This window comes from Zhongshania sp. R06B22, from assembly GCF_040892595.1.
In the GTDB taxonomy this organism is placed as follows: domain Bacteria; phylum Pseudomonadota; class Gammaproteobacteria; order Pseudomonadales; family Spongiibacteraceae; genus Spongiibacter; species Spongiibacter arctica.
The window spans coordinates 15177-31811 of record NZ_JBFRYB010000001.1; the positions used below are offsets into that span (position 1 = coordinate 15177).

General features: G+C 50.8%; 15 protein-coding genes. 11 read left to right on the plus strand and 4 right to left on the minus strand.

Annotation, left to right across the window (positions count from 1 at the left end; translation table 11 throughout):
• The first annotated feature begins 82 nt into the window (after positions 1-82).
• The 11 genes from dksA to acs all read left to right on the plus strand — a co-directional run bounded on the left by dksA (position 83) and on the right by acs (position 13670).
• Positions 83-520, plus strand: coding sequence for an RNA polymerase-binding protein DksA (gene dksA, locus AB4875_RS00080; RefSeq protein WP_368373986.1), 438 nt, complete (start codon positions 83-85; stop codon positions 518-520).
• Between the two features lie 41 nt (positions 521-561).
• The gene (gene gluQRS / locus AB4875_RS00085; RefSeq protein ID WP_368373987.1) at positions 562-1431 is read left to right on the plus strand and encodes a tRNA glutamyl-Q(34) synthetase GluQRS; all 870 of its coding nucleotides are present in this window, start codon (positions 562-564) and stop codon (positions 1429-1431) included.
• 287 nt (positions 1432-1718) lie between these two features.
• Positions 1719-4631: an ATP-binding protein gene (locus tag AB4875_RS00090; protein ID WP_368373988.1), complete on the plus strand. Its 2913-nt coding sequence runs from the start codon at positions 1719-1721 to the stop codon at positions 4629-4631.
• A gap of 78 nt (positions 4632-4709) precedes the next feature.
• Complete coding sequence (locus AB4875_RS00095) at positions 4710-6146, plus strand: sigma-54-dependent transcriptional regulator (RefSeq protein WP_368373989.1); 1437 nt, start codon at positions 4710-4712, stop codon at positions 6144-6146.
• A gap of 414 nt (positions 6147-6560) precedes the next feature.
• The gene (pcnB, locus tag AB4875_RS00100; protein ID WP_368373990.1) at positions 6561-7952 is read left to right on the plus strand and encodes a polynucleotide adenylyltransferase PcnB; all 1392 of its coding nucleotides are present in this window, start codon (positions 6561-6563) and stop codon (positions 7950-7952) included.
• Complete coding sequence (gene folK / locus AB4875_RS00105) at positions 7949-8464, plus strand: 2-amino-4-hydroxy-6-hydroxymethyldihydropteridine diphosphokinase (protein ID WP_368373991.1); 516 nt, start codon at positions 7949-7951, stop codon at positions 8462-8464. Before pcnB ends, folK begins: the two co-directional genes overlap by 4 nt.
• Complete coding sequence (locus AB4875_RS00110) at positions 8442-9122, plus strand: deoxynucleoside kinase (RefSeq protein ID WP_368373992.1); 681 nt, start codon at positions 8442-8444, stop codon at positions 9120-9122. Before folK ends, AB4875_RS00110 begins: the two co-directional genes overlap by 23 nt.
• Before the next feature lie 18 nt (positions 9123-9140).
• Entirely contained in the window at positions 9141-9932 is a 792-nt protein-coding gene (panB, locus tag AB4875_RS00115) for a 3-methyl-2-oxobutanoate hydroxymethyltransferase (protein WP_368373993.1), read from the plus strand.
• Positions 9933-10196: 264 nt separating this feature from the next.
• Complete coding sequence (panC, locus tag AB4875_RS00120; protein WP_368373994.1) at positions 10197-11081, plus strand: pantoate--beta-alanine ligase; 885 nt, start codon at positions 10197-10199, stop codon at positions 11079-11081.
• 32 nt (positions 11082-11113) lie between these two features.
• A complete protein-coding gene (gene panD / locus AB4875_RS00125) occupies positions 11114-11494 on the plus strand; it encodes an aspartate 1-decarboxylase (RefSeq protein ID WP_103684416.1) in 381 nt (126 codons plus the stop codon).
• A 238-nt stretch (positions 11495-11732) separates the two neighbouring features.
• Entirely contained in the window at positions 11733-13670 is a 1938-nt protein-coding gene (acs, locus tag AB4875_RS00130) for an acetate--CoA ligase (RefSeq protein ID WP_368373995.1), read from the plus strand.
• 189 nt (positions 13671-13859) lie between these two features.
• Here the strand turns inward: acs and AB4875_RS00135 are convergent, their stop codons facing one another.
• The 4 genes from AB4875_RS00135 to AB4875_RS00150 form a co-directional block, all read right to left on the minus strand.
• Positions 13860-14621, minus strand: coding sequence for a pteridine reductase (locus AB4875_RS00135; protein ID WP_368373996.1), 762 nt, complete (start codon positions 14619-14621; stop codon positions 13860-13862).
• Positions 14618-14872, minus strand: a complete 255-nt coding sequence (locus AB4875_RS00140; RefSeq protein WP_368373997.1) for a hypothetical protein — start codon at positions 14870-14872, stop codon at positions 14618-14620. Before AB4875_RS00140 ends, AB4875_RS00135 begins: the two co-directional genes overlap by 4 nt.
• 144 nt (positions 14873-15016) lie before the next feature.
• The gene (locus AB4875_RS00145) at positions 15017-15787 is read right to left on the minus strand and encodes a glucose 1-dehydrogenase (protein ID WP_368373998.1); all 771 of its coding nucleotides are present in this window, start codon (positions 15785-15787) and stop codon (positions 15017-15019) included.
• 12 nt (positions 15788-15799) lie between these two features.
• A complete protein-coding gene (locus tag AB4875_RS00150; protein ID WP_368373999.1) occupies positions 15800-16621 on the minus strand; it encodes an SDR family NAD(P)-dependent oxidoreductase in 822 nt (273 codons plus the stop codon).
• Positions 16622-16635 lie beyond the last annotated feature (14 nt).

Below are 16635 nucleotides of genomic sequence, written 5' to 3' on the forward strand. Positions count from 1 at the left end.
GTAGTTTTGCCGATTTGGCGACACAGCGTCGTCGCGCATGTCCGCAGTTTGCGGTTAACGGCTTGTACAGAAGGGGCCAGCCATGCCTGCACAGCAGAGTACAACTGACAATTTAAAGACCTTCGTTCCTTATAAAGAAAAAAAGGGCGAAGAATATATGAACGAGAAACAGAAGGAGCACTTTCGCCAGATTTTGCTTAGCTGGAAAGCTGAGTTAATGGAAGAAGTTGACCGTACTGTAAGTCACATGAAGGACGAAGCCGCTAACTTCCCTGATCCCGCAGACCGCGCGACCCAGGAAGAGGAGTTTAGTCTTGAGTTGCGCACCCGTGATCGCGAGCGCAAGTTGATTAAGAAGATTGATTCAACCCTCAATCTGATTGACGAAGACGACTATGGTTTCTGCGACACCTGTGGTGTAGATATCGGCATTAAGCGTCTTGAAGCTAGACCGACTGCCACTTTGTGTATCGACTGCAAGACGCTAGACGAAATCAAAGAGCGCCAGGAACGCGGTTAATTTACATGGGCTGCCCTTAGGCCCATGCAAATAGGTTTGCTATGCCAGATCCTCATACCGGCTATATTGGCCGGTTTGCCCCCTCTCCCAGCGGACCATTACATCTAGGCTCCCTGCTTACTGCTGTAGCCAGCTATCTAGACGCACGCGCTAATTGCGGGCGATGGTTGTTACGCATCGAAGATATAGACCCACCCCGCGAGCAAACCGGTGCAGCCAAACTTATTATCGACAGCTTAATCGCCCATGGCCTGCACTGGGACGGCGATATTCTATGGCAAAGCCAGCACAGCGAAAGCTACGAAGCCGCCCTGACTAGTTTACTGAACCAGCAGCATGCCTACTATTGCAGCTGTTCACGAGCGCAGCTCGCCAAGAGTGATGGCATACACCCAAGTAGCTGCATTACGCCTTTTGTTGCCGGCGACGCCGCCATTCGCCTAAAGATTCCGCAAACAGATGCGGTATTTTCAGACCGAGTGCAGGGCAGCCAGCGCTACCTGAGCGATCAAATAGGCGATCCTGTGCTCAAACGCCGCGATGGTCTCTATGCCTATCAACTAGCCGTCGTGGTGGATGACGCAAGCCAAGATATTAGCGACATCGTGCGCGGCGTAGATCTCATAGATGCAACCGCGTGGCAAATACACCTTCAGCACGCCCTATCGCTAGCACCGATTCGCTATCTGCATTTACCGCTTATTGTTGGCGACGACGGCCACAAACTGAGCAAACAAAGCTTTGCCCCCGCCATCGACGACCAACTTGCCAAGGACAACCTCCGCCGGGTCCTGCGTTATTTACAGCAAGCCCCGCCAGCACCGGAGCTTGATATTGCCGGCATACTGCAATGGGCGACCCAGCATTGGCGCGCCGATCACATCCCCACTCAGACCGCACTACCCCTGTAAGCTCGGCTTGCAATATTTTGCAGTTTTGCAGCCGCTCCAGTAACATCACTCCGACATTGCACACCTCGCGGCCACCATGCAAATTCACTCGTCACTGCTGCTCCTGGCAACTTTTGGCTTTATCTATGCTCCGACCTTAAGTCGCTGGCTAAATGACGCCAGCCCCCTTTGGTATCGCCATCATCTGGTTTGGCTAGTGATCATTATTTTTATCTTCATCAGTCACTATAAACAGCGCCGCAATGACCCTTAGCCTCAACACACTCTTTTTCCTCGGCATAGGCTACATGTCTCTGCTGTTTGCCATTGCCTACGCCACCGAGCGTCAATTATTGCCGTCGCGCCTAGTCAATCACCCCAGTATCTTCGTTTTATCGCTAGGGGTTTACGCCAGCGGCTTCGCTGTTTATGGCGCCGTTGGCTTCGCGGAGCGCTACGGTTATAGCTTCCTCAACTACTACATCGGCATTTCAGCCGCACTGATACTATTACCCATACTACTGGCGCCATTGCATCAGATATGCAGAAGCTACCGCCTAAACTCATTGGCCGACCTATTGAGCTTCCGTTTTCGCAGTTCTTGGGTAGGCTCACTAGCCACCTTATTCTTAGCACTTTCAGTTTGGCCTCTACTCGCCATCCAAATAAAAATAGTCTCTGAATCCACCCTAATTTTGAGCGCCGGCGAAGCCTTGGTCGGTGATAGCGCCAACTTCAAAAACCTAATCGCATTGCTGTTTTGTGTTGTGATAACGGTTTTTACGATTTTATTCGGATCGCGGAACCTACCATCCAAAGACAGCCACCGAGGCCTAGTTGTCGCCCTGGCATTTGAATCCATTATTAAAATATTCGCCCTCGTCTCAGTCGGCCTTGTCGCCATATATTCGGTATTTGGAGGTTTCGGCGGCCTGCAGCAATGGCTAGTCGCCCACCCGGAAATATTGAAAGACCTGAGCACACCGCAATCCGGCGACACCAAAAGACTCATGTTGATCATGTTCTTCGCTGGGTCTGTTTGTATGCCCCATGTGTTTCATATGCTATTTGCCGAGAACTCCAGTCGCAAAAACCTCGCTACCGCCAGCTGGGGGCTGCCATTATTTTTGCTGGTTATGAGCCTACCCGTGCTACCCATACTTTGGGCAGGTAAGGCCTCTGGGCTGACCATAACAACAGACTACTTCCCACTCGGCCTGTCATTAAACATCGACAACATTTGGCTCACTATATTGATCTATCTGGCCGGCTTGTCGGCAGCAGGCGGCGCCATCATTGTCACCACCCTCGCCTTGGCCTCAATGAGCCTGAACCATTTGGTTTTACCGCTATTTCGCCCCAAAGACCACAATGTAGATATCTATCGCTGGCTATTAACAGCGCGCCAGCTACTTATCTGCGCGATTATTTTAGTCGGTTTCATTTTTTATGATCTGATTGGCGACGTGCAAAGCCTCACCAATCTCACCATCGCATCGGCCACCGGCTGCCTACAATTTCTACCCGGCGTTCTCGCGGTACTGTATTGGCCTCGCGCCAATCGCAACGGCTTTATAAGCGGTCTCACCGCCGGGTTTATCGTATGGGGGATAGGTTTACTCATCCCCATGTTCAGCGACTACTACCCAGCCTACCTAGAAAGCCTATATATCAACAAGATAAGTAACGATGAGTTCTGGGTTGTGGTAGCCAGTTTATCGATAGGCATCAATAGCGCACTTTTTATTCTCGTTTCGATGTTTAGCGAAACTTCAGCGGAAGAGCGCAGCGCCGCGGAAGCCTGCACCCTAGACGACCTCAACCGCCCCAGCCGCCACGTCCTAAATTTACAAACTGCGGTAGAAATAAAGCAGCGCCTTCAAGATGCATTGGGAGATCACGCCGCCGAGCAAGAATTTAAGCGTGCACTGGAAGAACTCCACCTTGACGAGCAGGAAACTCGGCCCTATGCCTTACGCCGCATACGCGACAGAATAGAAATCAACCTATCGTCGCTACTTGGGCCATCCAGTGCTCGACGCGTCATTGATCGCGTGCTGCCTTACACCGACAGTGTTTTAGGTAGCGGTGAAGACATCACTTATATTGAAGAGCGCCTAGAGCGATATCAAACAAATCTTACCGGTCTAGCGGCCGACCTAGACAGCCTCCGCCGCTACCATCGCCAAACATTAGAGGACCTCCCCATCGGCGTATGCGCCCTCGGTGGCGACCAAGAAATATTACTGTGGAATATGTCCATGGCCGACATTACCGACATCCAATCCAGCACGGTGACCGGCTCAAGCCTCAACGGTTTACCCGAGCCATGGGCAAACTGCCTAATTAATTTCTTAGAAAGCAGTGATCTGCATCGCAGCAAATTTTGCGTTGAAACCGAGCAAGGTTTACGTTGGCTCAACCTACACCGGACCGAGTCACAGATGTGGGGAAGAGACGAGCTAATTATCGTTGTTGAAGATATCACCGATACCCAGCTACTGGAGCATGAACTCACTCACCAGGAACGCCTCGCGTCTATTGGTCGACTCGCCGCCGGTGTTGCCCACGAGATAGGCAACCCTGTCACTGGCATCGCCTGCCTTGCTCAAAACCTGCGCTATGAGACAGAAAACCCAGACACTCTCGAAACTGCATCACAAATCGTGAAGCAGACGCAACGAATCAGCAGTATTGTTGGCAGCTTAGTGAACTTTGCCCACACCGGCAGGGAAGACCGCGCCCAAGCGAGGGAGGCCGTCAACGTAAGAAATTGTGTCTCTGAGGCCATCCAGTTACTCAGCCTCGATAATGAAGCTCAACAGATTCACTACAATAACAACTGCCCCACTGACATTGTCGTGAATGGCGACAATCAAAGACTAATGCAGGTCTTTATCAATCTGCTATCGAATGCCAGGGATGCCAGCAGCGACAGCGCAATGATCACCATAGAAGCCGAAGAGGATAATGCTGAAGCCCATATTACAGTGACGGATCATGGCACCGGCATCGATCAAAAGCTTCAGAACAGAATATTTGAGCCGTTTTTTACCACTAAAGACCCAGGTAAAGGCACCGGCTTAGGGCTTGCTCTGGCGTACAACATTATTACTGATCTAGGCGGCGATATTAGTATTGAAAGCCCCGTGCCTGAATTCAGCACCCACGGCACCCGGATTCATATCCACCTAGTTTTAAGCCAGCCCCAGCCAAACTAGAATTATTTCGCTGATCGCGTTATGTTGTTCGGCTACGCGCCTGTTCGCTAGTGGCCGCAAGAAACCACGGAGAGAATTATGCCCAAAATCCTCATAGTCGAAGACGAAGATGTCATCCGTCTGGCCCTGCGGCGCCTACTCGAACGACATAACTATCAGGTTGATGAAGCCGACTCCGTACAAAAAGCGCTGAGTAGCTATAACGTCAACGACTATGCATTAATTATCAGTGACTTACGCCTGCCCGGGGCCGCGGGAACCGATCTGATCAGTAAAACTGATGCACCCGTGCTAATTATGACTAGCTACGCGAGTTTGAAATCTGCGGTCGATTCAATGAAGAAGGGCGCTATCGACTATATCGCCAAGCCCTTCGATCACGACGAAATGATCGAGACCGTCGAGCGCATTATCAGCGCCGCACGCGCAGAGCACCAACCCAACACACCTGAGCCGAATAGCAATCAACGCAAGCAAATAGCCGACTTCAACGGCATGATCGGCAGCTGCAAGGCAATGCAGCAACTTTACGATCATATACGCAGAGCGGCACCCACCGACGCCACCATTCTGATCCACGGCGAAACCGGTACGGGTAAAGAGTTAGTCGCGCGCGCCATTCACAACCAAAGTACACGCAGCGGCAAGCCAGTTATCTGTGTCAATTGCGCAGCTATTCCAGAAACGCTCATAGAATCAGAGCTGTTTGGCTATGAAAAAGGCGCATTTACCGGCGCGAACGCCAACCGCACGGGTCTGATAGAGGCCGCGGATGGCGGCACATTATTCCTCGACGAGATTGGCGAGCTGCCGCTGGAAGCTCAAGCCCGCCTGTTACGCTTTATTCAGGAAAATGAGATCCGCCGCATAGGGTCTGTAGAATCCATCAAGGTTAACGTTAGACTGATCTGTGCAACCCACCGCGACTTAAAGGACATGGCTCACTCAGGGCGCTTTCGAGAAGATTTATACTACCGAATCAATGTCATGAAGCTGGAATTACCGCCCTTGCGCGAGCGTGGCAAAGACATTCTTGAGCTCGCCGAGGCGCTACTTAAAAACCGCTGCGAGAAGATGAGAAAACCGCTAATGCACTTCAGCCCCAAGGCCATTCAGGCCATTACCACCTACATTTGGCCGGGTAATATCCGAGAGCTGGAAAATGCCATCGAGCGAGCAGTAATCTTGTGCGACCGCAAAGAGATCGACAATGAGTTACTCGATATTGATCTAGAGCTGGTTGATATCAGCCAGATTCGCGGCCGCCGCAACGAGCAACCACCTCGGCCTGCAAGCAATACCGCTGCGCCAGAGCGTCGTAAACCCCTTCATGCCGATCCGAGCGAAGACCTGTCTTTGGAAGACTATTTCCAACGATTTGTTCTTGAACACCAAGACTCTATGAGCGAAACAGAGCTCGCACAGAAACTTGGCGTAAGTAGAAAGTGCCTATGGGAACGCCGCCAGCGCTTGGGCATTCCGCGCAAGAAAGTAAGCTCGCGCTCGGGAACATAAGGTATATCCGAGCGTTACCCCAGACCGATAAGCGTAACAAAGAGCGTTTACTAAGGTAACAAACCACTTATTTTTAACGCCAGCTAAAATCACGAAATATCAGCAAGCCATTGATAACAAAAGAAAAATAAAAGATGGCACGGCATATGCTCTATGTTGGGAGCGAAGAATAATAAAAAAACAAAATAATAATAAGAAAACAGATAAAAAATAATAATAATACAAAAGCAAAGAGACCTGGGTGGGGAAGACATTGTTTTCCCCTTCTTCCTTTTAAGACCCCCAAATTATCCTCCAAGCACTTCTTTGAACTCAGTTAAGCCATAAAATTCCATCACGCCTTTAACAACACTCCAAATAAGGCTGTGCTAGAATACCGGCTTTATACTATTTATTGGCTACCCATAGAACTCCATGACATCTAGCTCCGTTACCGGGCTCTGGAAAAAACTCTCTAACAAGTTTTCCAAACCCACCCAATACGCGCCACCCTCCGCGACAATTATCCCGCGAGACGAGCATTGCGTCTCCCGCAAACATATCAACGACGCCGCCATAAAAGTGATACGGCGACTCAATGAGGAAGGCTTCGACGCCTACCTCGTTGGCGGAGGGGTAAGAGACTTGCTATTAGGTGGCCAACCCAAAGATTTCGACATAGCCACTAATGCAACACCGGAGCAAGTTCGCGGTGCGTTCCGCAATAGCCGCATCATTGGTCGCCGGTTCCGTATTGTCCACGTCCGCTTTGGCAGCGAAATTATCGAAGTCACCACTTTTAGAGGTGGTCACGATGCGCCCAGCACTAGCGCCAGCAACAATGTACAACGCAATAAGCATTCCGCTCGCACCGAATCAGGCATGCTTACGCGAGACAATGTCTACGGCTCAGTCAACGAGGACGCCGCTCGCCGCGACCTCACTATCAACGCACTTTACTACTCTAGCCGCGATTTCTGTGTCTACGACTATGTCGGCGGTATGCGCGACCTAGAACAAAAACTGATACGCATTATAGGTGACCCGGAAACTCGCTACCGCGAAGATCCCGTTCGCATGCTGCGCGTTGTCCGCTTTGCAGCGAAACTCAACTTCGATATAGAGCAACATACCGAAGAACCACTAAAGCGTTTAGCGCCGCTACTGACAGACATATCTGCCGCACGCATGTTTGACGAAGTTATCAAACTGCTTATGTCCGGCCAGGGACTGCAGACCTATGCGCTAATGCAGCGTTACGGCTTGTTCAGCCCATTATTCCCAAGCACGCAAAAAATGCTCAACCAACACGAACCCGCGGCCGAGACCATCATCCAACAAGGTCTCATTAATACCGACGCCAGAATCGCCGAAAACAAGCCCGTTACACCCGCATTTATCTATGCCGTAATCTTGTGGCCAGTGGTAAAACGCATTCACAAAGAAATCCTTGATAGTGGCGTGCCAGAAATTCCCGCACTTCACCAAGCCGCTGAACGCGTGTTACGCAAACAGCAGCTTACCGTCGCCATACCAAAGCGCTTCTCTTTGCCAATGCGCGATATATGGGAGCTGCAGAGCCGCCTAACTCGCCGCTCCGGCAAGCGCGCCGAGCTGCTACTAGATCACCGTTATTTTAGAGCGGGCTTCGACTTTCTTTTACTGCGCGAACAAGCAGGCGAAATTGAGCCTGGACTGGGGCAGTGGTGGCTAGCGTTCCAAGAAGCCCATATCGATACCCGCGGCGCCATGCTCACGCAAATCCCAGCCAGTGATGACAAACCACGCACATCCAGACGCCGCCGCAGCCCTCGCAAACCGAGATGATCCGCAGTTATATTGCCTTGGGCAGCAACTTAAACCTGCCCAAGCAGCAAGTCTTAAGAGCCATAAAGACAATCGCCGCGACACCTGGTTGCGAACTGTTTGCGCAGTCCCACCTTTACGGTTCGGTAGCCGTCGGTCCCGGAACGCAAGACAATTACGTTAATGCCGTCATCGCCATTGACACAACACTGAGTGCAACCAGCCTGCTAAATACCCTGCAAGCCATAGAAACCCAACATCAGCGCGAACGCACTGTGCGGTGGGCAGCACGCACCCTAGATCTAGATTTACTGCTTTACGGCAACGCAAACATTCATACACCCGAGCTTACAGTTCCGCATCCACGTATGTTTGATAGAGATTTTGTACTTCGCCCACTCGCAGATATTGCACCCAAAGCATTACTTCGCCACTATCTTCGCGATAAGCTGGGTGACCATGCCGAACTAGATTATTCCGACAACGACAATTTATGGGTTTTAGAATCAGATGATAAAGCGATCACTAGTTAACGAACCCATCATCAACACCGGAAAACCGCCATGCTTTATCGCAGTAGAGGGGCCAATCGGCGTCGGTAAAAGCACCTTAGTCCGACGTCTAGCCGAGTCACTTAACTACCAAATGCTACTTGAGAAGGCCGAAGACAACCCCTTTCTAGAGCGCTTTTACGCCAACCAACGCCATGCGGCGCTGTCAGCCCAGCTCTTCTTCTTATTTCAACGCGCACAGCAGCTCAGCGACTTACGCCAAAGTGATATGTTTAATCAAACTCATATCGCTGATTTTCTCTTTCAAAAAGACCCTTTATTCGCTCAAATCACCCTAGATGCCAACGAGCTAGAATTGTACAAAAAAGTCTACCAACAAGTTCAGGTTGATATACCCACGCCAGACTTGGTTGTTTACCTTCAAGCACCGGTAAAAGTGCTTAAAGAGCGAATACAGAATCGCGGAGTGAAATTTGAACAGAGTATAAGCGGTGACTATCTAGCGAGCGTAAACGCCGCCTACAGTGAATTCTTTCTATCGTATAATGATTCTCCGCTGCTCATCATTAACGCCAGCGACATCGATTTTGCGAATAATGACAGTCAATATGAGCAATTATTACAATATCTGCTGGAAATACGCAGCGGCCGCCATTATTTTAACCCGACATTTTTCTAAGCACCGCCGAGGCACTCCATGAGCAAGGTTAATATCCTCAAACTGCTGACAAAAAAGCAACAGCATGAAAAATTTGCCGTGGTCACGTGCTACGACGCCAGCTTTGCCAGGCTTGTGCAAAAAGCGGGCATAGATGCCATTCTGGTCGGCGACTCATTGGGCATGGTGCTGCAGGGCCGAGACTCTACCCTCCCCGTCACTATTGACGATATGGCATATCACACCGCCTGCGTAACGCGCGGCTGCGATCAACCACTGATCATCAGCGATATGCCCTTTGGCAGCTACAACAGCGCTCAACAATGTGCCGATAATGCGGCCACATTGATGCGTGCGGGCGCACACATGGTCAAAATTGAGGGTGGTGGCTGGCTAGCGGAGAGCATCACTCGGCTAAATCAGGCGGGCATTCCTGTCTGCGGCCATCTCGGACTCACACCGCAATCTGTCAACGTATTAGGCGGCTATCGCGTGCAGGGCCGTGACAACGACCAAGCCAAGGCCATTCTCGCCGATGCCTTAAGCCTAGAAGCCGCTGGCGCAGCGATGCTGGTGCTTGAATGCGTGCCTCGCAAGCTTGCCGCTGAAATCACTAACTCGCTTAAAATCCCGGTCATCGGAATCGGTGCGGGAAGCAACACCGACGCCCAAGTACTGGTGTTACACGACCTCCTCGGTATAACCGAGAAAACGGCACGCTTCGTACGCAACTTTGCGGATGGCGCCACTAGTGTCGAAGATGCGCTAAAACGCTATAATACCGCCGTCGCCGACGGTAGCTTTCCCGCAGACGAGCATAGTTTTGACTAAGGGTTTATAATCTCGAACTGTTACCTCGGGAAACGTTTTAGCAGGTAACAAAGTCGTGAATTTTTTGTTACCAAAGCATTGAACGGCCATTGCGATTGGGGCATACTTGCCCGCCACTGGCCAAACTGATCAGATTATGAACAGTCTTTTCAGCTTTTGAGGCCGTATTGCCAGTGTCTTGGTCGCCAGCCCGCGATGTGCGCGGATTGACTTCACAGCAAACTACCTTCGCTTTGCGAAGTATGAGATTGGGAAGTTAGTGGTATGAAAACTTACAGCACAGCCGCATCACTACGGGCAGCTCTCAATGCGGGTAAACGCGCCGGTAAAACCGTCGCCTTTGTACCGACTATGGGCAATCTCCACGAGGGGCATTTGCGCCTCGTTCAGCGTGCCCGTCAGCACGCCGACATCGTGGTTGTGAGCATCTTTGTTAACCCGCTGCAGTTTGGCGCCAACGAAGATCTCAGCAGCTACCCGCGCACCCTAGCCGCAGACAAAGAAAAGTTGTTTGCCGCCGGAGCGCAATGCTTATTCCTTCCGCAGGTAAATGAAATTTACCCAGAAGGCATGGACAGCCACAGCAAAATCGCTGTGCCAGAGTTGTCCGACGAACACTGTGGAGCAAGTCGACCCGGTCATTTTACCGGTGTTGCAACAGTCGTCGCGAAGCTTTTTAATATTGTACAGCCAGATACTGCGGTATTTGGTGAGAAGGATTTTCAGCAACTTAGCGTTATCCGTAAAATGGTACGCGACCTGTGCATGCCGATTAACATTATTGGCGTTGCGACTGCCCGTGCTGAAGACGGTTTAGCGCTGAGTTCTCGCAATGGCTATCTCAATGCCGAACAGCGCAGAATTGCACCGATTTTGCACCAAGTATTACAGGAAACTCGCGAGGCTATCGCCTGCGGTTACGACAGCTATAGCAAATTAGAACAGCACGCTAAGATCAGCCTTATAAAGGCTGGCTTGGAATCTGACTATTTTGCTATTTGCGATGCTCGTACACTGCGCTCGGTAACTCCGGATACCGAAGAAGTGGTCATACTCGCTGCTGCCAAGCTTGGCAGCACGCGTTTGATCGACAACGTCACCCTGAATGTTAACCCCAGCGCCGACTGGGGAATGTTGGCTGCCAATTAAGCCAGTAGAGACTGAGAAAAAGGAACAGCGTTATGCAGTCAGTTATGCTGAAAGCTAAACTTCACAAAGCCCGAGTTACTCATGCAGTGCTTGATTACGAAGGCTCTTGCGCCATTGACGGGAAATTACTCGACATGTCGAGTATCCGTGAATTTGAGCAGATTCAAATTTACAACGTCACCAATGGCGAACGCTTCACCACTTATGCAATTCGTGGCGAAGATAATAGCGGCATCATTTCTATAAACGGTGCTGCGGCGCATAAAGCCAACGTCGATGACGTCATAATCATCTGTGCTTATGCAACATATTCTGAGGCCGAGCTAATAAACTTTAAGCCGCGTCTTATTTATATGAATGCTGACAATACCGTCAGCCATGCCAGTAACGCCATTCCTGTTCAGGTCGCCTGATTCAATGGCAGAGGCGCCCGTCTCTGCCATTTTCCCACTACCGATACAAGCCGCTGGCGATTGCAGCTTAGCCACAGCGTGCCCTATTCGTTTATGACAACTTAAATTTGTCCAGTTTGGGCTTCAATCCTCGCCGCCAAGCCGTTATCCTGCCATTAACAACTACAGCCCTTTCTGGTCGTTTCTGCATTTACTGCAGATCAAAAAATCATAACAACCATACAAAGAGAGCAATACCATGAGCAAGCCGAACGTACATCCCGTGCCCCCGACTTTTGCGGCAAGTGCGCATATCAATAAAGCGCAATATGATGAGATGTACCACCAATCACTCTATGACGCCGATAATTTTTGGGCAGCCCAAGCCGATACCTTTTTAAGTTGGGACAAGCGCTGGCACACCGTAAACAGCTATGACTTTACGAAGGGCGAAGCCAGTTGGTTTGACGGCGGTAAACTCAACGTCGCTTATAACTGCATAGACCGGCATCTCGAAACCCGCGGCGAGCAAACCGCCATTATTTGGGAGGGCGACAACCCCAGCGAATCACTCCATATCACCTACCGAGAGCTTCATACTGCGGTCTGTAAACTGGCGAACGTGATGCTCGCCCAAGGGGTGACCAAGGGCGATCGCGTCTGTATTTACATGCCGATGATTCCCGAAGCGGCATACGCGATGCTAGCCTGCGCCCGTATTGGCGCCGTTCACTCGGTTGTGTTTGGCGGTTTCTCACCGGAAGCACTCAAAGACCGCATCCAAAATGCCGATTGTAAAATGCTGATCACGGCCGATGAGGGTTTACGCAGTGGCAAAAAGATTCCCCTCAAGTCCAATGCAGACCGCGCTCTTAGCAACTGCCCTAGCATAGAGTCCTGCCTAGTAGTAAAACGCACCGGCGGCGAAATCGATTGGCAAGATGATCGCGACATCTGGTATCACGATGCCGTCGCCAATGCCTCGGCTGATTGTCCTGCGATAGCCGTCGAAAGCGAGGCGCCCCTATTTATCCTCTACACCTCTGGCTCTACTGGCAAACCCAAGGGTGTAATGCATACCAGTGCCGGCTACCTACTACAATCAGCAATGAGCCACAAATACGTTTTTGACTATAAAGACGGCGAGATTTTCTGGTGTACCGCCGACGTTGGCTGGATAACCGGCCACAGCTACATTGTTTATGGCCCGCTAGCCAACGGCGCAACCACACTACTATTTGAGGGCGTACCCACTTACCCAGATGCATCGCGCTTCTGGCAGGTCGTAGACAAACACAAGGTCAACATTTTTTATACTGCGCCAACCGCCTTACGCTCCCTTATGGGCGCGGGTGACGAGTTCGTTGAGAAAACAGATCGCAGCAGCTTACGCTTACTCGGCACAGTCGGCGAACCCATTAACCCAGAAGCATGGGAATGGTATCACCGCGTAATCGGTGACAGTCGCTGCCCAATAGTAGACACCTGGTGGCAAACAGAAACAGGGGCACATATGCTCACGCCGCTGCCCGGCGCCATCGACATGAAACCCGGCTCCGCAACCAGACCTTTCTTTGGCGTTGAACCCGCCCTGCTAGACAGCGACGACAAAGAAATAGTAGGTCCAGGCGAGGGCTTATTAGTGATTAAACGCTCATGGCCAGGCCAAATTCGCAGTGTATACGGTGACCATCAACGCCTAATAGAAACCTACTTCAGCACCCATCCCGGCTACTACTTCACCGGTGATGGCGCCCGTCGCGATGCCGATGGTGACTACTGGATTACTGGTCGCGTAGATGACGTGCTCAATATATCCGGCCACCGCATGGGCACCGCCGAAGTCGAGAGTGCGCTAGTGTTACATGAAGACGTCGCCGAGGCAGCTGTTGTTGGCTACCCCCACGACATTAAAGGACAGGGAATTTACGCCTATGTCACCCTGATGCACGACATAGAGGGCAGCGACGAACTCAGCCGTGAACTCATCGCCCTTTGCGTAAAAGAAATAGGGCCCATCGCCAAACCGGATTTAATCCAATGGGCACCCGGCCTACCAAAAACACGCTCAGGCAAGATAATGCGCCGTATTTTACGGAAGATCTCCGCCAATGAATTAGACACTCTGGGCGACATATCAACCTTAGCTGACCCTGCGGTGGTAGAAGAGCTTATCGACCATCGTATGAATCGTTAAAACATTGCGATGCCTCGTGGGGTAGGTGGTAACGCCACCATCTGCCCCATGACCCATCTTGTCACCTTCAATTATCCAAACCAAAACGGTCATGATATTCACGGTAGCGAGCCGGGGTAACTTAAATGCTCGCCTCGCAATCAAACTGTATGCGCCAAATAAATCGAACTCTAGGACGCATCAACAAAACTATGTAGATACTGAACGACCGCCATCAACTGCGATTATTTGCCCGGTAATATAAGGGGCATCTGCCACCAAAAAAGTCACCGTTTGAGCGATATCAGTCGCGTCTCCCTGGCGCTGAAGTGGAACCCGCTGCTTGAGGTGCTGCTTTTCTTTGATGCTGTAATCGGTCTCTTCTTCTGGCCATAAAATCGCACCCGGAGAAACACCGTTCACGCGAACATCTGGGGCAAGCTCAAGCGCCAATGATTGCGTCATCATCGCCACACCCGCTTTAGCCATGGAGTAAATAGGGAAGCCACTCAAGGGCTTCTGAGCATAAATATCAACGAGATTAACGATACAACCTGTACTTGCTTTTAAGGCTGGCGCCACCGCCTGCGACAGAAAAAATGGCCCCTTCAGATTACTATTGAACAGCGCGTCCCAATCGTTTTCATCCGCGCTCACCACAGGCGTTGGGTAAAAACCCGACGCATTATTAATCAATACGTCCAAGCGCTGCCACTGGGATATCGCCTTGGCAGCCAAATTCTTAAGCTCAGTCAAAGAATTCATATCGGCTGCAAGTATCACCGCAGAATCATCACGCAGGGAATTTAACTCGTCCCGCAACTCTTCAGCGGCGACATGGGAGTGTCGATAATGAATAATAATACGGTAACCGCGGGCGTGAAGACTGCGGCAAATTTCCGCACCCAAGCGCTGCGCGGCTCCCGTCACTAAGGCAACGGGAGCACTGCCATTGCCCGCCACAACGTTCACGCCAAACCACTATCAACGGGGCCAATTAAACAGTCTATACCCTCTTCACGCACGGTCGCTTCTATTTCGAACAAAGCGTCTTGATCAGACTCAAAAGCATCCTCCCAAGCGGTAGAGTTATTAAACTCATCATAGACTTCGAGCAACCAATTGCCGTCGACATCTTGATAGATCTCCACCCGGATTATCTTTCCGTCCTGCTCAATTGTGCGGCAGAGGGGCGACAATTTCTTTTCAGTATTCTCGGTCATGAAAAACAGCTCATTATAGATGCGATGGCAGATCGCACTATCATACCCAAGGCATCCGACCATGTGTCCATTAGACTAACTAGAAACTGCCCCCTGACAGTTGCTTAATCGCCGCGCCAGTGGACTTATTGATCTTTCTATTTACTATCGCGCAGTGTAACCACCATCCATAATCAATTCTGAACCCGTCATATAGCTGGCATCATCAGATGCTAAAAATACTATGCCTTTGGCAATTTCTTCCGGCTCCGCCATTCGACCCATCGGAATACTCGCCAAAACGCGCTGCGCGAATGCTTCTGCATCACCACTACTTAATCGCGCCAAGGCACCACTCACTAAAGGCGTAACAACGTAGCCCGGATGAACGGAATTGACTCTAATAGAGTAATCCTTATCCGCACAATACAAGGCTACAGATTTTGTAAATGCGCGCACCGCCCCTTTACTCGCATTGTAAGCAGGTAACATCGGGTCACCGACAATACCTTCTATAGAGGAAATATTAACAATACTTCCACCTGAAGCTTTCATCACTCGAATCGCCTCGCGAGTACCCAAGAACACCGCATCACTATTGATGGCATTGGTTTTGCGCCAACCCGCTAAGGTCTCGTCTTCAATCCCGCAGATATTGGCAATACCCGCATTATTAACCAGAATTTGTAAGCCACCGTAACGTGCCACAACATCAGTTATCACGGAGTGCCACTGCGCTTCGTCACAGACATCAAGGCTCAAGAAAATAGCTTGGTGCCCCGCCGAATTAATTTCAGCAGCCACTTGAGCACCGGATGCTTGGTCGATATCGGTCACCACAACAACGGCACCCGCAGCAGCCAAGCCCTTACTTGTTGCTGCCCCTATCCCTACGCCGGCACCAGTCACCAATGCCACTTTTCCCTGACAAGACATAAACAATCTCCTTTAAGCTGCGCAAAAACCGCCATCAACTGTCAGCTCAATTCCGGTTACATAGGAACTGGCATCCGAAGCCAAAAATAATGCCGCATAAGCAATATCCTTCACATTACCTAAGCGCCCCATTGGTATCATGGCTGACTTCAGCAAGGCAGCCGCCTCATCAACATTCGCAACGACGCCAATATCAACAAATTCCTGTAAGGCCTGATCCCCCATTGAGGTTTCAATCAAACCAGGGTGCAGGGAATTAACACGAACGCCGTAGCCAAACTTGGCAAACTCAACCGCACTATGCTTGCTTAAGGAGCGCACAGCGCCCTTCGTTGCACCGTAAATACTGTGGCCAGGAACACCAACCAAGCCCGCAATTGATGACAGATTAATAATGGAACCTCCCCGTCCGAATGTTGATCCCGGCTTCATACTCTCAGCCGCGGTGCGGGTACCTAAAAAGACTGACTCAATATTGATCTGATTAATTTTACTTACCTGCGCAATCGTGTTGTCTTCAAGCATGCCCCCGATGTAGATTCCCGCATTATTAAGCAATACATCCCAGCGATTCTTCCATCCTTGCAGCGCTGTCTTTAACTCAGCCCAATCCGCCTCACTTGTCACATCCAGGCGCATCGCTCTGGCCTGCAATCCCTGCTCATTTAAATCAGCGGCAATACGCTCACAGGCCTCACGATTAATATCGCTAAGCATCACTGCAGCGCCGGCTTTAGCAAACAACCGCGCGCAGGCCTCACCAATCCCTGTGCCGGCGCCAGTTACAACCGCAACCTTGCCTTCCAAGCCAAATACGCTCAGTTCTTTATTCATAACCATGTCCTTAC